Source organism: Bradyrhizobium sp. 31Argb, assembly GCF_043638955.1.
Lineage (GTDB): Bacteria > Pseudomonadota > Alphaproteobacteria > Rhizobiales > Xanthobacteraceae > Bradyrhizobium.
In genome coordinates this window covers 1-17917 of record NZ_JBEGDB010000158.1, presented here as the reverse complement: position 1 = coordinate 17917, position 17917 = coordinate 1, and the positions used below count along the sequence as shown (strand labels likewise).

Annotated in this window: 18 protein-coding genes, 1 pseudogene and 1 riboswitch; of the genes and pseudogenes, 12 read left to right on the top strand and 7 right to left on the bottom strand. The window is 62.4% G+C overall.

From position 1 onward, the window contains the following. Positions 1-616: 616 nt before the first annotated feature. Positions 617-1090 carry a Crp/Fnr family transcriptional regulator gene (locus tag AAFX91_RS26215; RefSeq protein ID WP_394568592.1) on the top strand — a complete coding sequence of 158 codons (474 nt, stop codon included), beginning with the start codon at positions 617-619 and terminating at the stop codon, positions 1088-1090. A gap of 409 nt (positions 1091-1499) precedes the next feature. On the opposite strand, the gene AAFX91_RS26210 is transcribed toward AAFX91_RS26215, so the two are convergent. After that, positions 1500-1904, bottom strand: a complete 405-nt coding sequence (locus AAFX91_RS26210; RefSeq protein ID WP_130578968.1) for a four-helix bundle copper-binding protein — start codon at positions 1902-1904, stop codon at positions 1500-1502. 322 nt (positions 1905-2226) lie between these two features. On the opposite strand from AAFX91_RS26210, the gene AAFX91_RS26205 reads away from it, so the two are divergent. From AAFX91_RS26205 to crcB, 3 genes are all read left to right on the top strand, one after another. Beyond that, a complete protein-coding gene (locus AAFX91_RS26205) occupies positions 2227-3699 on the top strand; it encodes a methyl-accepting chemotaxis protein (RefSeq protein ID WP_394568591.1) in 1473 nt (490 codons plus the stop codon). A gap of 55 nt (positions 3700-3754) precedes the next feature. Further along, positions 3755-3818, top strand: a riboswitch (Fluoride riboswitch). A gap of 124 nt (positions 3819-3942) precedes the next feature. After that, positions 3943-4131, top strand: coding sequence for a hypothetical protein (locus tag AAFX91_RS26200; RefSeq protein ID WP_130578966.1), 189 nt, complete (start codon positions 3943-3945; stop codon positions 4129-4131). 12 nt (positions 4132-4143) lie between these two features. Next, positions 4144-4524, top strand: coding sequence for a fluoride efflux transporter CrcB (gene crcB / locus AAFX91_RS26195; protein WP_394568590.1), 381 nt, complete (start codon positions 4144-4146; stop codon positions 4522-4524). A gap of 27 nt (positions 4525-4551) precedes the next feature. Here the strand turns inward: crcB and AAFX91_RS26190 are convergent, their stop codons facing one another. The 6 genes from AAFX91_RS26190 to AAFX91_RS26165 all read right to left on the bottom strand — a co-directional run bounded on the left by AAFX91_RS26190 (position 4552) and on the right by AAFX91_RS26165 (position 8995). Beyond that, positions 4552-4863 (bottom strand): HigA family addiction module antitoxin, encoded by a 312-nt coding sequence (locus AAFX91_RS26190; protein WP_130578964.1) that lies wholly within the window; start codon positions 4861-4863, stop codon positions 4552-4554. Positions 4864-4873: 10 nt separating this feature from the next. Further along, on the bottom strand, positions 4874-5152 hold the full coding sequence (locus AAFX91_RS26185; RefSeq protein WP_130578963.1) for a type II toxin-antitoxin system RelE/ParE family toxin: 279 nt from the start codon (positions 5150-5152) through the stop codon (positions 4874-4876). Between the two features lie 86 nt (positions 5153-5238). Then, the gene (gor, locus tag AAFX91_RS26180; RefSeq protein ID WP_130578962.1) at positions 5239-6624 is read right to left on the bottom strand and encodes a glutathione-disulfide reductase; all 1386 of its coding nucleotides are present in this window, start codon (positions 6622-6624) and stop codon (positions 5239-5241) included. A gap of 24 nt (positions 6625-6648) precedes the next feature. Further along, positions 6649-7191 carry a DUF2059 domain-containing protein gene (locus tag AAFX91_RS26175; protein ID WP_394568589.1) on the bottom strand — a complete coding sequence of 181 codons (543 nt, stop codon included), beginning with the start codon at positions 7189-7191 and terminating at the stop codon, positions 6649-6651. Between the two features lie 25 nt (positions 7192-7216). Next, a complete protein-coding gene (rpiA, locus tag AAFX91_RS26170; RefSeq protein ID WP_394568588.1) occupies positions 7217-7909 on the bottom strand; it encodes a ribose-5-phosphate isomerase RpiA in 693 nt (230 codons plus the stop codon). 252 nt (positions 7910-8161) lie between these two features. Continuing rightward, positions 8162-8995, bottom strand: coding sequence for an SDR family NAD(P)-dependent oxidoreductase (locus tag AAFX91_RS26165; RefSeq protein ID WP_394568587.1), 834 nt, complete (start codon positions 8993-8995; stop codon positions 8162-8164). A gap of 81 nt (positions 8996-9076) precedes the next feature. On the opposite strand from AAFX91_RS26165, the gene gph reads away from it, so the two are divergent. The 8 genes and pseudogenes from gph to AAFX91_RS26125 all read left to right on the top strand — a co-directional run bounded on the left by gph (position 9077) and on the right by AAFX91_RS26125 (position 17847). Next, a complete protein-coding gene (gene gph / locus AAFX91_RS26160; protein WP_394568586.1) occupies positions 9077-9763 on the top strand; it encodes a phosphoglycolate phosphatase in 687 nt (228 codons plus the stop codon). A 151-nt stretch (positions 9764-9914) separates the two neighbouring features. Beyond that, positions 9915-10388, top strand: coding sequence for a hypothetical protein (locus AAFX91_RS26155; RefSeq protein WP_282530307.1), 474 nt, complete (start codon positions 9915-9917; stop codon positions 10386-10388). Between the two features lie 131 nt (positions 10389-10519). Then, positions 10520-11554, top strand: a complete 1035-nt coding sequence (gene moaA, locus AAFX91_RS26150; protein ID WP_394568585.1) for a GTP 3',8-cyclase MoaA — start codon at positions 10520-10522, stop codon at positions 11552-11554. 192 nt (positions 11555-11746) lie between these two features. Beyond that, a pseudogene (locus AAFX91_RS26145) lies at positions 11747-12762 on the top strand (TRAP transporter large permease subunit); the annotation flags it as partial. Positions 12763-13008: 246 nt separating this feature from the next. Then, on the top strand, positions 13009-13590 hold the full coding sequence (locus AAFX91_RS26140) for a TRAP transporter small permease subunit (protein ID WP_130578955.1): 582 nt from the start codon (positions 13009-13011) through the stop codon (positions 13588-13590). Between the two features lie 26 nt (positions 13591-13616). Then, positions 13617-15272, top strand: coding sequence for a TRAP transporter large permease subunit (locus AAFX91_RS26135; RefSeq protein ID WP_130578954.1), 1656 nt, complete (start codon positions 13617-13619; stop codon positions 15270-15272). Positions 15273-15314: 42 nt separating this feature from the next. Next, positions 15315-16595, top strand: a complete 1281-nt coding sequence (nhaD, locus tag AAFX91_RS26130; protein WP_130578953.1) for a sodium:proton antiporter NhaD — start codon at positions 15315-15317, stop codon at positions 16593-16595. A gap of 79 nt (positions 16596-16674) precedes the next feature. Continuing rightward, positions 16675-17847, top strand: a complete 1173-nt coding sequence (locus AAFX91_RS26125) for a hypothetical protein (protein ID WP_394568584.1) — start codon at positions 16675-16677, stop codon at positions 17845-17847. Positions 17848-17917: the final 70 nt, after the last annotated feature.

Sequence of the window (17917 nt, the reverse complement as noted above, 5' to 3'; positions counted from 1 at the left end):
GGCTTCCTCCTAAAAGAAAGCCTTGAATCACGTTCAATCTGATTTGAGAATCCCAAGAGTCCACACGGCCTAGCGCGATTTTGGATTTAGGCGCATAATTTTAGCGTTGCTGGTGGCGTTTATTCGCGGGCGTCGGTAACCGAGAGATCGGTTGTGCTCCCGCCGGTTGCGGACGCTAAGGTGCTTCGCGAAGAGGCTGCCAAGCTACCACCACTGCGTTTCAAGCAGGACAACTTAGCGAAATGAAAGACCATCAGGCGCGGCACCGCAGCCTGGCCCCCGAAATTTTCTGCAGAGAGCCGCGCGTCCGTCGAGGGAAGGAGCTTTCCCGTGATGGAGCACCCTACCAGGGTTGGTAATCGACTGTTAGCTGCACTGCCGCCGGCAGATTTTAATTTGCTCGCTCCCTACCTCCGAAACGTATCGCTTGAACGCGACGAGGTTCTGATACGATCGACGGAGCGAATTGAGCAGATCTATTTCCCATGCAGCGCGACGATTTCGTTCATGCTGGACTTGCCCAACGGACAAACGGTGGCAACCGCTGTCATCGGGAATGAGGCAGCCGCGGGGCTGTTGTCGGCGCTGGGCCCCACCCGCTCTGAGGACCGCGATCGTGCTCGTCGCGGGGACATCGTTGCAGATTTCTCCTGTACGATTTCATGCGGCCTTCAGCCACAGTGGCGCGATCAGGGATTTGGTTTGGGCCCACACCGGGGTCCTGATGACGCAATTCCAGTACGTGGGCGCCTGCAATGCGCTGCACTCGGTCGACGCCCGCTTGGCGCGGTGGCTGCTCCACATCCACGATAGAATTCATGGTGACACCCTGCCGGTGACGCAGGAGGAACTTTCGATCTTGCTCGGCGTGCGGCGAACGACCGTGACGCAGGTCGTGCACAAGCTTCGGATGTCGCGCGCCATCCGGTCCAATCGACGGGGTCTGATTGAGATTGACAGACCGCGGCTCGAAGCAGCGGCATGCGATTGCTACAAGGCTATGTGCCGCAGAATCGATCGCATTGTGTCGCCGCCGGAAAGGAGGCCTCACAGTCACGCCGCGCCGGGTGCACAAATTCCACGAGAGTGAGATCCCATTTTGCCCAAGTCCGGCATTGAGTCCATTTCGCCGTTCACGCTTGTGGCCCAATGTATTCTCGGATGTGCAAGAGCACATCACGCTCGTCCTTCGCTTTAATGGTGGCTGGACCGTCGCTTCGATTGGCCACGGGCTTTCTTTGCGAGCAAGCGCTTCAACTTGGCTCGCAGGCGAAGAATCTCTTCGTACCTCGCGCGGAGATCGTTTCTGATCCAGGGCGCTGATGGCGGCTCGTTGCGGCGGTTGCGGTTTGGCATACCGCAACCTAGTGCCGAGATTTCCCGAGTGCAGCAGAATACCAGAATTAAGCTTGATGCCGCGGTTTCAGGTTAATTCTGGAACCGGCGATTATAGCAAGAGGAATGTCTTCGCTGCTGCGCCGCGAGATTTGCCAATCCCCTCAATGCGCCATGCTGCGTCCGGCCTCGTCGCAGGCCTGCATGCAGCGGCGGCAGGCGTCCGCGCAGATGCGGCAATGCTCGTGCTCGCCTGCGTGTTTCTGGCATTCGTCGGCGCAGAGCCGGCAGGCCGCAGTGCACGTGTGCAGCATGCGGCGGATCATCTCGTCATCCCAGCCGGTCTGACGCGTGGCCATCCTGCCCGTGACGTTGCAGACATCTGCACAGTCGAGATTGAGGCGGATGCATTGCGTCAGCGACTTGACCATGTCCTCCGCCAGGCAAGCGTCGGCGCAAGAGGTGCAGATCTGGGCGCAGGAATAGCATTCCTCGATGCAGCGGACGAGCAGGCCATCGCCCTCGCCATGGGCCCGTGGGTGCCGGCTGATCATTTCCTGGACTTGCATGGAACTCTCCGCAGGTTTTGAGGTGTTTCCTCGTTCGCCTAATTGCCGAACGTCAGAAAGGTTCTCTCAAACGCTTGAAACGGGCCTCGACGCTCGCACGCAGGCGGAGCGGCGAAAGCGAAACTGCCTCGCGTGGCGGCGTATGAGGTTCCCGACCTCGCGGCTGGCTCGTTTGCGCCCTGCACCGTGCGACGAGAGTTGTAGTGTACGAGTTTGGAAACGTGCGGTCGAATCAATTACCGTGCCTTCTCGTCGGATTCTCCGCGGCTTACGGGGCTGCCGCGGGGCATCCATGGAAGTTGCAATGCTGGGGGATGAGCTGATGCTTTCGGGTTTCAAGCCGAAAGGCGAATTTCGACTGTTGGATCACATGCCGATCAGCGTGATGATCTGCGAGCTGACCGATTTCAAGATCATCTACCTCAACGAGTCCACCAGGCAGAATCTCAAGAAGATCGAGCATGTGTTGCCTGTGAAGGTCGACGCCCTGCTCGGCCAATCGATCGACATCTTCCATAAAGAACCGCAGCGCCAGCGCCGGCTGCTCTCCAATCCGAAGAATTTGCCGCACAAGGCGCGCATCACGATCGGCGGCGAGACCCTCGACCTCACGGTGACCGCGATGATGGACAGCCGCGGCCGCTACACCGGACCGATGCTGACCTGGGAACTGGCGACTGAAAAGGCGAAGCTCGAGGCCGAGACCGAACGGCAACTGCAGATGCTCGACAACATGCCCATCAACATCATGATGTGCGATCCCGATAGCAGGATCACCTACATCAACAAGACCAGCCTGAAGACGCTCGACACCGTCAAGCACCTGCTCCCGGTGCCGCCGGACCAGATTCTCGGAAAATCCTTCGATATCTTTCACAGGAATCCACAGCACCAGCGCCGCATCGTCGGAGATCCGCGGAATTTGCCGCACGCGGCCAAGATCAAGCTGGGACCGGAAACACTCGACCTCAGGGTCTCCGCGCTGTCGGACAAGAACGGCAATTATGCCGGCGCGATGCTGAGCTGGGCGGTGGTCACCCGCAATGTGAAGCTGGCTGATAACTTCGAGAAGAACGTGAAGGGCCTCGTGGGCACGCTGGCCTCGGCTTCCGGCCAGATGCAGACCACGGCGCAGTCGCTCTCGGCGACCGCCGAATTCGTCAATCAGAGGTCATCGAGCGCAGCATCGGCCTCAGAACAGCTCTCCTCTTCGGTCAACGAGATCAGCCGGCAGGTCACCGAAGCCAGCCGCGTGGCCAAGGCGGCCGTTGAAGAGGCCGAGAAATCGGACAGGCTGGTCACGGGACTTGTGACCGTCGCGCAGCGGATCGGCGATGTCGTCGCCTTGATCAGCCAGATCGCCGGCCAGACCAACCTCCTCGCCCTGAACGCGACCATCGAATCGGCCCGTGCCGGCGACGCGGGCAGAGGATTCGCCGTGGTGGCCTCGGAGGTGAAGGCGCTCGCCGGCCAAACCGCGAAGGCAACCGAGGACATTGCCACGCAGATCCAGGAGATGCAGGCGGCCACCGGCGACACCGCCGCCGCGCTCAAGGCGATCTCGCAGACCATCACAGAGATCAACGAGATCAGCACCGCGATTGCGAGCGCCGTGGAGGAGCAAGCCGCCGCGACCAAGGAAGTCACCACCAACATCAGCGGAACCAATCGCGCCATCGGCGACACCAGCCAGGCCGCCAGCAACGTGCTCGCCGCCTCGGGAAGCCTCGCAAAAAACGCCTCCGATCTGGAAATCGAAGTCGACAAGTTCCTCGCCAGCGTGCGCGCGATGTAGCCGGGCGAGCCAGACCAAGCTTCCTTGACCGGCGTCGATCATGTGTTAGCCTGTAACTGCAGATGGGGATGGAGTCCCCCGATACCCGCCCGTCGTGGGCTAATGACTCCTGCTGAGTGAGGCGGCAAGCCTCGCTGCGGCGGGAGCATGGATCTAACCCGCTGACAGCGGGTTTTTTGCTGCCTCGAAAAGGAAAGAGGCGGCGATGCAACCAAAGCAACGCGCATATCGCAGAGGCAGCCGATGACGCGGCTGCGCGTCCTGCTGCGCCTGATCAGTGGTGACCGCTTCGCGCGCGCCCTGCTCTGCGCCGTGTCAGCAGCCTCGATCCTTGCCTTCGTCTTCGGTGCTGCGGCCGAACTCGTCATCGCCTTGCTGGTCCTCGGCGTTGCGACGGCGCTTGCCGAAATCTCCATGCATCCAAACGAATAGAAAGTAGGTGATATGCTCGGTTACGTTCTGGTTTCCGTCGGCGCCGGAATTGGCGGCGCCTTGCGTCACGGCGTCAATCTCTCCACCGCCCGCACGTTCGGGACCGGCTTCCCGTACGGGACGCTGACGGTCAACGTCGTAGGCTCGCTGGTGATGGGTTTGCTTGCGGGCTATTTCGCCTTCCGAGGGGAAGCCGCCCAGACCTGGCGTCTATTCCTGACCACGGGCATCCTCGGCGGCTTCACCACCTTCTCCTCGTTCTCGCTCGATACAGCCCTGCTCTATGAACGCGGCGAGCTCGGCCTGACGCTGCTCTATGTGGCAGTGTCGTTCGCCTGCTCGGTCGGCGCGCTGTTCGTGGGGTTATGGGCTGTGCGCAGTCTTGTGCAGTGATGGGCTGGTTTCACTGCCAAGCCCGATTCAGGCAACTTCCAGTGTCGGGATATTCTTGATCCTCTCGCCAAGCTCTTGCTGCGCCCGATGCAAATCGTAGCGCTTCTGCAAATTGAGCCAGAGATCGGGACCGTTCCCGCACAGCTTCCCAAGTCGCAACGCCATGATCGGCGTCACCGGCTGCTTTTCCGTAAGCACATCGTAAAGCGTCTGGCGCGAAACCCCCAGCAGCTTAGCGATCTCCGTCTTGGGCCGACCGATAGCGGGCAAAATCTCCTCGCGAAGAAGTTCGCCCGGATGCATCGGCGGTAAACCTCTTTTCGGAAGCTTCCTGGCCATGAACTTGTCCTCAATGATAGTCTTCCAGATCGACGTCGACGGCATCGCCTTCGATCCAGCCGAACGTGATACGCCAGTTTCCGCTCGCGTTCACAGCGTACCGACCTTTTTCGCGGCCGACGAGGGCATGAAAGCGGAACCCCGGCAAATTCATGTCTTCGGGCCGCGACGCATCGTCCGGCGCCCGCAGAATATTGGCCACCCGCTTCGAGTTCTGCACGCTGAGCCGACGCCCGTCCCCGGTCGCGAAAAACCGTTCGAGAGCCTTGTCCCGGAACGAGCGGATCATGGCGATGATGTAAGGTAATAGCTTACATATATCAAGTGATGCTTTACAGATCGCGCCGCGGCGAAAAGCCAATCCGCCCTACGCACCTACTCCGCGGCTTGCCTCACATAGCGCGCGCTCGGGGTGCGCATGGTCACGAGTTCTTCGGCGGCGGTCGGATGCAACGCGAAGGTTGCGTCGAAATCGGCCTTGGTCGCTTTCATCTTCACCGCGATCGCGACCACCTGGATGGTCTCCGCGGCGCAATCGCCGACGATGTGACAGCCGAGCACGCGGTCGCTAACGCCGTCGACCACGAGCTTCATCAACACGCGGGTGTCGCGTCCTGACATCGTCGCCTTGATGGGGCGGAAACTGGTCTTGTAGATGTCGACGTGGCTGAATTGCGCGCGCGCCTCGGCCTCCGTCAGACCCACAGTGCCGACCTCCGGATGCGAGAACACCGCGGTCGGAATGCTGGTGTGATCGACCATGACCGGGCGCTTGCCGAACACGGTGTCGGCAAAGGCGTGGCCCTCGCGGATTGCGACCGGCGTCAGGTTATGGCGATGGGTGACGTCGCCGATGGCGTAGATGTTCGGCACCGAGCTTTTCGACCAGGCATCGACCGCAATGCCGCCATTGTCCGGGTTGATGGCGACGCCCGCCTTCTCCAGGCCGAGATTGGCGACATTCGGATGCCGGCCGATCGCGAACATCACCTTCTCGGAGGCAAGGCTCGAGCCGTTGGACAGATGCGTGGTGAATTCCTTGCCGTGACGGTCGACCTTGGTGACGGTGCAGCCGGTCAGGATGGTGATGCCTCGCTTCTCCATCTCGGCACGCACATGCTCTCGGACGTCCTCGTCGAAGCCGCGCAGAATGTTGTCGCCGCGGTAGATCACGGTGACGTCGGAGCCGAAGCCGGCGAAGATGCCGGCGAATTCCAGCGCGATGTAGCCGCCGCCCTGGATCACGATGCGCCTCGGCAATTCGGCGAGGTGGAATGCCTCGTTGGAGGAGATCACGTGCTCGATACCGGGAATCACGGGCCCATGGTTGGGCGCGCCGCCGGTCGCGATCAGCACGTACTTGGCCTTGACCGTCTCGCCGGTCGAAAGACGGAGTGTGTGCGCGTCCTCGAAGACGGCCCGCGTCTTGACGATATGCGCGCCGGATTTTTCGACATTGGTCGTATAGGCCGCCTCCAGCCGCGCAATTTCCTTGTCCTTGTTGGCGACGAGCGTCGGCCAGTCGAACGAGGCTTGCGGGATGCTCCAGCCGAAGCCGGCGGCGTCCTCGATCTCCTGCTGGACGTGCGAGCCGATCACGAACAGCTTTTTTGGCACGCAGCCGCGGATCACGCAGGTACCGCCCATCCGGTACTCTTCGGCGACCATTACCTTGGCGCCATGGCCGGCGGCGATACGGGCGGCGCGAACCCCGCCCGAACCGCCCCCGATGACGAACAGATCGACGTCGTATTCAGCCATGGCGCTGTGTCCTAAACCAGAAAATCAGATCTCCTTGCCGCGCTTGCGCATCTCGGCCCGGAACTGGGCGTTCACAATCTCGGCGAACTGCTGCGCCCACTGGTTCATATAGGACATCGAGAACTGGATTGCCCGGGGCTCGCTGGCGAGCAGCTTCTGGCCCAACGGCGACTTGTAGAAGGTGACGAGGTCCTTCAGTTCCTGCTCGGTGAATTCGTTGGCATAGACCTTGGCCATGCCGTCGCCGATCTCCTGCTCGCGGCCGGCCAGGTTCTTGGCGACGATGGTGGCAACCTCGTTGAGGTCCTTCTGGTAGTTGAGGTTCGACTGCACCAGGCTTTCCTTGGTCTGCAGCACGATGTTGGGAACGGCGTTGGCGTACATCGCGCTCGCGTTCTTCATCTTGAGGATTTCCTTGGCGGCGGCGATCGCCGCGGGCGAGCCTTCCTTCAGCGTGGGCGCCGCCGCGGGAGCCGGCGCCTTCTGCTGCGCGCTCACCGATACGGCGGTCAGGGCCACAGCCAATCCGAGGCCCGCGGCCGACAAAATCCGTACAAAGCTCGTCATTCTAATTCTCCCAGAATTTACGGCGTCAGCGCCGTTCAACAACGCGAATTCCCTGCGCACCCGCCAGCACGACCGTGCCGGCGAGACCGATGAACAAGCCGTGCTCGACAACGCCCGGAATCACGCTCAGCAGTCCTGCCAGGCGCGGCGCATCCCCTATCCGTCCCAGATGGGCATCGACAATCCAGTGGCCGCCATCGGTGACAAAAACGTGGCCGTCCTTGCCCGTCCGCAGCACCATCTGGCCGGCAACGCCGGCCTCCGCAAAGGCTTTGCCGATCACGGCCTTGGTCGCCGCGAGCCCGAACGGGATCACCTCGATCGGCAGCGGGAAACGGCCGAGCGGATCGACCCATTTGCTCTCATCGGCGATCACGACCATGCGATCGGATGCGGCCGCCACGATCTTCTCGCGGAGCAGCGCGCCGCCACCGCCCTTGATCAGGTTGAGCGCGGGATCGACCTCGTCGGCGCCGTCGACCGTCAGATCGAGATGGTCGATCTCGTCCAGCGTGGCGAGCGCAATGCCGCAGGCTTCCGCCTGCGCGCGGGTCGCCTCCGAGGTCGGCACGCCCACGACCTTCATGCCGGCCCGCACCTTCTCGCCGAGCAGGTCGACGAAATGCTTGGCGGTCGACCCGGTGCCGAGCCCGAGCTTCATGCCGTCGCGCACTTCTTGCAGGGCGCGCGCAGCGGCCTGTCGTTTCAATCCGTCCATGTCCACGTGCGACGATTTCCCAGGACTTGTTCTCAAGGCTTGTTCGCGGGATCAGTTCTAAGGCTTGGGCGCGCGCCCCATCCCCGCTCCGGCGGGCGCATATCTAGCCGCCTTTTGGGCGCAGGGACAGCGCCAATAGCGCCTTATACGGCGGCGGAATGCAGTTTTAATATTCGATCAGAATCCAGTGCCAGCGCGCTGTTTCTCCACGCTTTCTTCCGGCGACGAGATGCTTCGTCCTCAACCGAAAGATTAACTTGAGACCTCGTCCATCGCGGCCAGGATCGCGGCAAACCGTGCCTCGACCTCGGCCCGCATCCCGGGATGGGTAAATACATAGAGGCGATCTTCCCGTATGGCGGCAAGCACGCGTGCGGCAACATCGGCCGGATCGATGCCCGCCTCCAATTGCCGCGCGATCTCCGCGACCATGGCGGCCGCCGGGCTCGCGGGATCAAGCGCGGGTGATGGACCGTAGCGCGGAGGGCGGTTGCGCCCGCTCTCGCCGATCCGGGTCCGCACGAAGCTCGGGCACAGCACGCTGACGCCGATACCAAGCGGCTTGAGCCGCAGGGCCAGTCCTTCCGACATGCTGACGACGGCGAATTTCGTCGCCGAGTAAGGGCTGAAGCCGAGCCCCCCGTTCATCCCGGCCATCGAGGCGGTGTTGACGATGTGTCCGCCCGCGCCGTGCTTGCGCATATGCGGCAGGAAGCTTGCGATGCCATGCACGACGCCCATCAGATTGACATCGATCACCCAGCGCCAGCTCTCGAGCGAGATAGTGTCGATGCCGCCGCCGGCGGCGACGCCGGCATTGTTGCAGAGAATGTGGACATTGCCGAAGGCATCGAACGTGGCGCCCGCGGCGTCCTCGACGCTTGCGGGATCGGCGACATCGCAGATCGTGCCTCTGATGCTCGGGCCAAACTCAGCCAGACTTTTGACAGCGCGTTCCAGCGCCTCCGCCTCGATATCGGCGAGCATCACCTTCATGCCGGCCTCTGCGAACGCACGACCGAGCGCAAGGCCGATGCCGCTGGCCCCGCCCGTGACAAAAGCTGTTCTGCCGGCAAGTTCACGCATGGAACGCCCTCCCATCACGCTCACAGCGAAGTCCGCCCTCTTCTCTTGCATGACGGCGCCGGAAACGATAGCCAAAGGAGGATGAACTCTCCCGGCATTGTCGTTTTCGATCTCGACGGTACCCTCGTCGATACCGCGCCCGACCTGATCAGCGCGCTGAATTACGTGCTGGACCGCGAGGGCTTGGCCCCGGTGCCGCTGCAATCGGCGCGGACCATGATCGGCGGCGGCGCCCGCAGATTGATCGAGCGCGCGCTCGAGCTCGAGGGCCGCCACGCCAGCACCAACGACATCAGCCGGCTGACCAAGGATTTCATCGACTATTACGCCGCCCATATCGCCAACGAATCGCGCCCGTTCGAAGGCCTGGAAACCGCGCTGGACGAGCTCGCCGTGCAGGGGTTCCGCTTCGCGGTCTGCACCAACAAGCTCGAATTCCTGTCAAAGCTCCTGCTCGATCAGCTCGGCCTGAGCGGCCGGTTTGCGGCGATCTGCGGGGCTGACACCTTTGGGATCTCGAAACCGGATCCGGCGATCCTCCGGCAAACGGTGGCGCGGGCGGAGGGACAGTTATCCTCCGCAATCATGGTCGGCGATGGCGGGCCGGATGTCGGGGTCGCCCGACGAGCCGGTATCCCGGTGATTGGGGTTGAATTCGGCTATACCGAGATACCTATCGCCGAATTGAAGCCGGATCGGCTGATCGGCCATATGCGGGAGCTGCCGGCGGCTGTCGACAGCCTCGCCAAGACCGTGAATATCTCGTAACCTACTGAGCTAACGTTGCTTTTTTGCAACGCCACGCGTCCTTATTAACCATCGCCTAGCGAATTCGCCCTGCGCCGTTGCGCCGCAGTGCCCACCCTCCTATGGTCCGCCCGGGGATTGTGGCTCTCAGCCACAGTTAGGTGGATCAATTATGCGTCGTGTCATCGCGATTGCCGTCGCCGGGGCAAGCCTGGCGGGCTGTTCGTCTTTTTCTTGGGATTCGTTCAAGTCGGCGCCTGCGCCGGTCCAGGTTCAGCTCGAATCGACGCCTCCGGGCGCGGATGCGGTGACCTCGGTCGGACCGGGCTGCAAAACGCCCTGCACCGTCTCGGTGGCAGCGCCCGACAGCGGCTTCTCCGTCACCTTCAACCTGCCGAAGTATGAATCGGCCACGGTTCCGGTCACGGTGGTCCGCAACCCCGGCGACCTCACCACTGCGGCATCGACCGTCGTCGATCCAAATCCCGTGGTTGCGGAACTGAAGCCCACGGCTCCGCCGCCCAGGGCGCGCAAGCCGCGGCCGAAGCGGCCGAAGCCAGCCGCTGCGGCAGCACCTGCGGCCGAACCGGCCGCCGCGGCCAATGGCTCGGCCTTCCCCGACCCGAACGCGCCGGTGCAGCGCTGATTTGCACGTTCGCACTGCACTGTTTGACGGAGCGCATTGTCGGACGGTAACAAGCTGCCTAGATTGTGCTGGCGGAGCGTCACTTCCTTTTCGTCCGGCTCCGTCGAGCAAGGCGTTGGCAAGGCGTGTGAATGAGCGCGATTTCGCTTCCTCCATCCGAATCCCTGTTCCGTCCGATGACCGATCCGTTCGGCCGGACGATCCGCTACCTGCGCGTCTCCGTCACCGACCGCTGTGACTTGCGCTGCTTCTACTGCATGTCGGAAGACATGACCTTTCTGCCGAAAGCCGATCTCCTGACGCTGGAAGAGCTCGACCGGCTCTGCTCGGCCTTCATCGCCAAGGGCGTGCGCAAGCTCCGCCTCACCGGCGGCGAGCCCCTGGTGCGGCGCAACGTGATGACGCTGGTGCGCTCGCTGTCGCGGCATCTTGCGAACGGCGCGCTCGATGAATTGACGCTGACCACCAACGCCTCGCAGCTCGCGCGCTTCGCCGGCGAACTCGCCGATTGCGGCGTGCGCCGCATCAACGTCTCGCTCGACACGCTCGATGCCGACAAATTCCGCGCCATCACGCGCTGGGGCGACATCGACAAGGTGCTGGCCGGCATCGAGGCGGCACGGGCCGCAGGACTTGCGGTCAAGATCAACGCGGTGGCGTTGAAGAATATGAACGAGGACGAGATCCCCTCGCTGATGGAGTGGGCGCACGGCAAGGGCATGGCGCTGACCTTGATCGAGGTGATGCCGATGGGCGACATCGGCGCCGGCCGTATCGATCAGTATGTGCCGCTATCGCTTGTCCGCGCCCGGCTGGAAAAGCAGTTCACGCTGACCGATCTCGACGAGAGCACCGGCGGCCCTGCCCGCTATGTCCGGGTCAGCGAGACCGGCGGCAAGCTCGGCCTCATCACGCCGATGACCCACAATTTCTGCGAATCCTGCAACCGCGTGCGCATCACCTGCACCGGCACGCTGCACACCTGCCTGGGCCACGAGGATGCCTCCGATTTGCGCAAACCGCTGCGGGCGTCGGCAGACAACGAGCTGTTGTCAGCCGCGATCGACCGCGCCATCGGCCTGAAGCCGAAGGGGCATGATTTCATCATCGACCGCCGCCACAACCGCCCCAGCGTCAGCCGGCATATGAGCGTCACCGGCGGCTGAGGCCGCCGCCCCGACCGGCCTCCTCCAGAGCCCCAATCGCTCCGCGATTCACCAAGCCCACAGCGGCTTGGTCCTCGCGTCAATTTGCCCATTTTCCGATTGACGCTATCAATCCGCGCTGAAATGGACTGGCAGCTTTCACTACCCCGTGGCGTTCACGCTGGCCGCAGTCGGGCTTTCGTTCGGATTCCTCTGATCGTGCTTGCCGACCAGCTCGGCAAATCGGTCGGCGACATGTATCTCGGCGCCTGGGGGCCGTCGATCTTCCAGATCCTGCTGTTCGCCGGCTACACCTTCCTGCTTGGCATCATCAAGCCGAGCCACGTGCCGGCAGTGCCGAAGGAAGCGCGCACGCTGACCGGCTGGGCATTGTGGAAGAAGTGCCTGCTCGGCCTCATCCCGTCGGCGGTGCTGATCTTCGTCGTGCTCGGCACCATGATGATGGGGCTTGCGACGCCGACCGAAGCCGGCGTCGTTGCCGCCGGCATCGGCACCATCGTCGCGATCCTCTACAGCGAGAACCTGATCTTCAAGATCATGTTCGCCATCACCTACCTTGCGGTGGTCTGGATCTGCCTCGAGGCGGTGCGCATTCCCGACCTGCGCGACCTGATCAAGCAGGGCTATGAGACGATCATGCGCATCACCTGCATGGTCACCTTCATTCTGATCGGCTCGACCTGCTTCTCGGTCGTGTTCCTCGGTGTCTCCGGCGACGTCTGGCTCGAGCACCATCTGACATCGCTGCTCGGCGACGTCTGGGGCTTCCTGATCTTCATCAACCTCTTCATCTTCTTCCTGGCCTTCTTCCTCGACTTCTTCGAGATCGCTTTCGTCATCCTGCCGATGATCGCGCCGGTCGCGCAGAAGATCCTGGCGCCGGTCGTCGGCCCCGACGCGGCGCTGATCTGGTTCGGCGTCATGCTCTGCGCGAACATGCAGACGTCGTTCCTGCACCCGCCGTTCGGATTCGCGCTGTTCTACTTGCGCGGCGTAGCGCCGAAGGAAGTGAAGAGCTCCGACATCTATTAGGGCGCGATGCCCTGGATCGGATTGCAGGCGATCATGGTCGCGCTGGTGATCGCCTTCCCGATCACGGTGACGGCCCTGCTCACGAGCCCCTCGACGTCGACCTGAACAAGGTGAAGATCGAGGTGCCGCAGATCGACCTGCCGCCGCTGGATTTCAGTCCTACACCGAAGCAATAACCGGACGGTCGGATCGATCCGGCCAAGTTCTTTCTCGAATCCCCATTGCTAAAAGTGGCCGGCGCAGGACGGGCGCTCGGCCTACCGCACCGCCAATTCCCCTTCAATATCAACAAACTTCCGATTGACGCCGGCTCTGCCCGCTGGTTTGGTGCGGCGGGCTTCATGCTAGCTTGGCTGGATAAGCCACTGCGCCCGGTGGGCGCAGTCAAGACGGCAAGGGTCCGAAGCGGGGAGGATCATCGGTTGCAATCGCTCTTGAAATTGAGCCGTGGCATTGACGCGTTCACACGCTGGACCGGCAAGCGCCTGGCATGGCTGATCCTGGTCGCGGTCATCATCTCGGCTGTCAACGCCATCGTCCGCAAGACACTTGATATGTCGTCCAACTCCTGGCTTGAGCTTCAATGGGTGTTGTTCAGCGTCGTATTCCTGTTGTGCGCCCCCTGGACCTTGCTCGACAACGAACACATCCGAATCGATATCGTCAACAACGCGCTGCCCAAGAAGGTACGCAACATCATCGACGTCATCGGTCACGCGTTCTTCCTGCTGCCGCTCTGCATCGTCATGATCATCACCGGCGGCCCGTTCTTCGTGCGGTCCTACGAGCTCAACGAGCAATCCGGCAATGCCGGCGGTCTGCCGCAATGGCCGGCCAAGTCGCTGATCGTCATCGGATTCGCTTATCTATTTGTCCAGGGAATATCCGAACTGATCAAGCGCATCGCCGTGATGCGCGGCCTCATTCCGGATCCGCACGACACGCAGGTGAATGCCATCGAGGCCGAAGTCGAACACCTCGTTGAGGCGATCGAAAAGCGCTGATCGCAGGCGATCGCGGGGAAATTTGGATGACAGCTTTTCTTATCGACAATATGGCGCCGATCATGTTCGCGGCGCTGGTTATCACGCTTCTGCTCGGCTATCCCGCCGCGTTTTCGCTCGGCGCCGTCGGGCTGATCTTCGCCGTCGTTGGAATCGAGCTTGGACAATTCCACCCCGACTTCCTGCAGGCGCTGCCCGAACGCGTCTACGGGGTGATGAACAACGACACGCTATTGGCGATCCCCTTCTTCACCTTCATGGGGCTTGTCCTCGAACGCTCCGGCATGGCCGAGGATCTGCTCGACACCATCGGCCAACTGTTCGGCACCATTCGCGGCGGCCTCGCCTACGCCGTCGTTTTCGTCGGCGCGCTGCTCGCCGCCACGACCGGCGTCGTCGCCGCATCCGTGATCTCGATGGGCCTGATCTCGCTGCCGATCATGCTCCGCTACGGCTACGACCGTCGCATGGCCACCGGCATCATCGCCGCTTCCGGCACCCTGGCCCAGATCATTCCGCCTTCCCTGGTGCTGATCGTGATGGCCGACCAGCTCGGCAAGTCGGTCGGCGACATGTACGAAGGCGCGTTCATTCCGGGCCTCGTGCTTGCCGGCCTTTATGCCGGCTACGCCTTCCTGGTCACGCTGCTGTTCCCCAAGGCGGTACCCGGCCTTCCTCCAGAAGCCATCGGCTTCCGCGAAAAGAATGGCAGCCGCGGGCTGTGGTCGCTCGGCGCGCTGTTCATTGCGAGTTCCGTGTTCGGTTGGTTCATGATGCGGGGCTCCGCCGTAAGCGGCGCCGACTATGTCGTGCTCAGCATGCTCTTCGGCATCCTGTTCGCGTTCTTCGTCGCCGTCCTTAACTGGATCATCGACAAGCTCACAGGCTTCCGCTTCCTCTCGGCGATGGCACAGCAAACCACGTTCGTAATGGTGCCGCCACTGTTCCTGATCTTCCTGGTGCTCGGCACCATCTTCATCGGCCTTGCCACGCCGACCGAAGGCGGCGCTATGGGCGCCGCGGGCGCGATCATTCTCGGCGCCATCAAGCGCCGGCTGAGCTGGGATCTGATCCGGCAGGCTGTGGAATCGACTGCGAAACTGTCGGCCTTCGTGGTATTCATCCTTGTCGGCGCCCGCGTCTTCTCGCTGACCTTCTATGGCGTCAACGGCCATGTATGGGTCGAGCATCTCCTGACCTCGCTTCCCGGCGGCCAGGTCGGCTTCCTGATCGTCGTCAATGCGATCGTCTTCGTCCTCGCCTTCTTCCTCGATTTCTTCGAACTCGCCTTCATCGTGATCCCGCTGCTCGGGCCCGCGGCCGAGAAGCTCGGCATCGACCTGATCTGGTTCGGCGTGATCCTCGGCGTCAACATGCAGACCTCGTTCATGCATCCGCCGTTCGGCTTCGCCCTGTTCTATCTGCGCTCGGTGGCTCCGAAGGAATCCTTTATCGATCGCGTCACCGGCAAGCGCATGGAGCCGGTGACGACGGGCCAGATCTATTGGGGGGCGGTGCCGTTCGTCGTGATCCAGATCATCATGGTCGGGCTGGTCATCCTGTTCCCGTCGATGGTGATGCACTACAAGGGCTCCATTTCGACCGTCGATCCGAACTCCGTCAAGATCGAGGTTCCGGAGATCGAGCTGCCCCCGCTGGATTTCGGACAGCCCAAGAATTGATCAAGAACTGCTTTCGGCCTTGCGGGTTCACAGGGGCAGGTTTTGCTAGCCGCAATCATCGCGATTTTCGTCATCGCTTACGCCGCGATTGCGCTGGAGCATCCGATCGGCATCAACAAGTCGGCCTCGGCCTTGCTCGGCGCGGGAATGCTCTGGACGGTCTATGCCGTCGCGAGCGGAGACCCGGGGCTGATCGACAAGCAGCTCAACGAGTCCGTCTCCGCGACCGCCCAGATCGTCTTCTTCCTGATCGGCGCGATGACGATCGTCGAGGTGATCGATGCCCACAACGGCTTTGAGGTCATCACCTCGCTGATCCGCACCAGGAAGCAAGTCACCCTGATGTGGCTGATCGGTTTCGTGACCTTTTTCCTAAGCGCGATCCTGGACAACCTGACGACCACGATCGTGATGATATCGCTGATGCGCAAGCTGCTCGACAGCGCGAGCGACCGCCTGTTTTTCGCGTCCATGATCGTGATCGCGGCCAATGCCGGCGGCGCCTGGTCGGCGATCGGCGACGTGACCACCACGATGCTGTGGATCGGCGGACAGATCACGCCGCTCTCGATCATCGAAGGGGTTTTCCTGGCCTCGCTGATCAACCTGGTCGTGCCCCTCCTCGTCGTCGGCTACCTGTTAAGAGGCAAGGAGATCCCGGCGCTCCGTGAGCAGGACCGCGAAAGCTCGGCAACCAGCATCTTCGAGCGCAACATGATGTTCTATCTCGGCCTCGGTACGCTGATCGCGGTGCCCGTGTTCAAGACCGCGACGCACCTGCCGCCGTTCATGGGCATCCTGTTCGGCCTGGGCATCCTCTGGATGGTCGGTGAATTGATCCATCGGCACAAGGAGGAAGACGAAAAGCGACATCTCACCCTGGTCCACGCGCTGACGCGGATCGACATGAGCTCGATCGTCTTCTTCGTGGGGATCCTGCTGGCGGTCGCGGCGCTCGAGCACACTCACGTTCTCGAGATGCTGGCCAACTGGCTGGCGGCGAAGATCGGGCGCCAGGACATCATTGTCATTGCGCTCGGGTTGGTCAGCGCCGTCGTCGATAACGTGCCGCTGGTGGCGGCGACGATGGGCATGTACAGCCTGACGCAATATCCGGCCGACAGCTTCCTGTGGGAGTTCATCGCTTACTGCGCCGGCACCGGTGGATCGATCCTGATCATCGGCTCGGCGGCAGGCGTCGCCGCGATGGGTTTGGAGAAGATCCAGTTCTTCTGGTACGTCCGACGCATCAGCGGCCTTGCCTTGCTCGGCTATCTCGCCGGCGCCGCCGCCTACATCATCCAGTACAGGCTGCTGCACTAGACCAGTGCGCCATAATGTTGCGTCATTCGCTCAACATCGTTCCGACTCGCGGGGAGCTGCTCATGTGGAAGGAACAAACATGCGACGCCTTCTATTCATCATCGGGCTTCTTGCCGCGCTAGTCGTTTCACCTGTCACCCAAGCCCAAATCATCAGCATTACGATCGCCCCGCCCGAGCTTCCGGTGTACGAGCAACCGCCGCTTCCCGCGCCTGGGTACATTTGGACGCCCGGCTACTGGGCTTACGGCCCGGACGGATATTACTGGGTTCCGGGAACCTGGGTGGAGCCGCCGGCCGTTGGCTTGTTGTGGACACCCGGTTACTGGGCGTGGCGTGAGGGCGTCTACGCGTGGAACACCGGCTATTGGGGGCCGCGTGTCGGTTTCTACGGTGGCGTCAACTATGGTTTCGGCTATGGCGGCGTCGGCTATGAAGGCGGCCACTGGGACAATGGCGTGTTGGCCTACAACCGCACCGTCAATAATTTCGGCAGCGTCAACGTCACCAACGTCTATAGCACGACCGTGATCAACAACGTCACGCGTGTCAGCTTCAACGGCGGCAGTGGTGGAATCACGACTCAGCCGATGGCGCAAGAGCGGGTGGCTGCGCAAGATCACCACGTTACTCCGGCGCCTGCACAGATCCAGCAGCAGCACCTGGCGAGCACGAACAGAGCGCTGCTCGCCTCCGAGAACCACGGCCGCCCGGCAATCGCTGCGACAGCCAAGCCAGGCGAGTTCACCGGCAAGGGCATTGTCGCTGCACGCGAAGCAAAGCCGGGACCCGCACCGCTGCCGCAGCCGGTCGCTCCCAAAGCGCCTGCGAACAATGCGGTCGCCAACAAGCCGCTCGAGAGCAAGCCGCTTGCGGCCACCCCACCCGCCAATAAGCCTCTTGCGAACGATCCTCCCGCCGCGAACAAGCCACTTGAAAACAGGGCATCTGTTGGCTCGGAGCACGCTGCGCCGACCAACGGAGCGTTGCCCAAGCCGCCGAATGCGGTGGTCAGACCGGAAGCGAAGCCTCTGAATGCTGCAGCGAAGCCGGCAAATGTCGCAGCGAAACCGGTCGCAGCCCCACCGACGCCAAAACCAGGTGCCGTTGCCGCGGTCCCGAGGCTGCCCCAGCATCCACCCGCTGCTCCGGCGCCACACCGAGTTGCCGCCGCGTCGCATCCGGCGTCGCGCCCCGCGTCCCACCCTCCGGCTGCAAAGCGGAATGTCTCGCCGCATAACGAGGCGCACTAGGCCGTGTGGACAGTTACCTTATCCAGAGCAGAGTGGCGGCAATGGCGACGACGGCGAAGTAGTTTCGCGC

What these genes read in the sequence shown, in the direction of transcription:
- gor (WP_130578962.1), bottom strand. Translation starts at nt 6,624, where the DNA reads ATGGCTGAATACGACGTCGATCTGTTCGTCATCGGGGGCGGTTCGGGC.
- AAFX91_RS26125 (WP_394568584.1), top strand. Translation starts at nt 16,675, where the DNA reads ATGCGACGCCTTCTATTCATCATCGGGCTTCTTGCCGCGCTAGTCGTT.
- crcB (WP_394568590.1), top strand. Translation starts at nt 4,144, where the DNA reads ATGCTCGGTTACGTTCTGGTTTCCGTCGGCGCCGGAATTGGCGGCGCC.
- AAFX91_RS26135 (WP_130578954.1), top strand. Translation starts at nt 13,617, where the DNA reads ATGACAGCTTTTCTTATCGACAATATGGCGCCGATCATGTTCGCGGCG.
- AAFX91_RS26155 (WP_282530307.1), top strand. Translation starts at nt 9,915, where the DNA reads ATGCGTCGTGTCATCGCGATTGCCGTCGCCGGGGCAAGCCTGGCGGGC.
- moaA (WP_394568585.1), top strand. Translation starts at nt 10,520, where the DNA reads ATGAGCGCGATTTCGCTTCCTCCATCCGAATCCCTGTTCCGTCCGATG.
- AAFX91_RS26185 (WP_130578963.1), bottom strand. Translation starts at nt 5,152, where the DNA reads ATGATCCGCTCGTTCCGGGACAAGGCTCTCGAACGGTTTTTCGCGACC.
- AAFX91_RS26205 (WP_394568591.1), top strand. Translation starts at nt 2,227, where the DNA reads ATGCTTTCGGGTTTCAAGCCGAAAGGCGAATTTCGACTGTTGGATCAC.
- AAFX91_RS26175 (WP_394568589.1), bottom strand. Translation starts at nt 7,191, where the DNA reads ATGACGAGCTTTGTACGGATTTTGTCGGCCGCGGGCCTCGGATTGGCT.
- AAFX91_RS26200 (WP_130578966.1), top strand. Translation starts at nt 3,943, where the DNA reads ATGACGCGGCTGCGCGTCCTGCTGCGCCTGATCAGTGGTGACCGCTTC.
- rpiA (WP_394568588.1), bottom strand. Translation starts at nt 7,909, where the DNA reads ATGGACGGATTGAAACGACAGGCCGCTGCGCGCGCCCTGCAAGAAGTG.
- AAFX91_RS26165 (WP_394568587.1), bottom strand. Translation starts at nt 8,995, where the DNA reads ATGCGTGAACTTGCCGGCAGAACAGCTTTTGTCACGGGCGGGGCCAGC.
- AAFX91_RS26210 (WP_130578968.1), bottom strand. Translation starts at nt 1,904, where the DNA reads ATGCAAGTCCAGGAAATGATCAGCCGGCACCCACGGGCCCATGGCGAG.
- gph (WP_394568586.1), top strand. Translation starts at nt 9,077, where the DNA reads ATGAACTCTCCCGGCATTGTCGTTTTCGATCTCGACGGTACCCTCGTC.
- AAFX91_RS26190 (WP_130578964.1), bottom strand. Translation starts at nt 4,863, where the DNA reads ATGGCCAGGAAGCTTCCGAAAAGAGGTTTACCGCCGATGCATCCGGGC.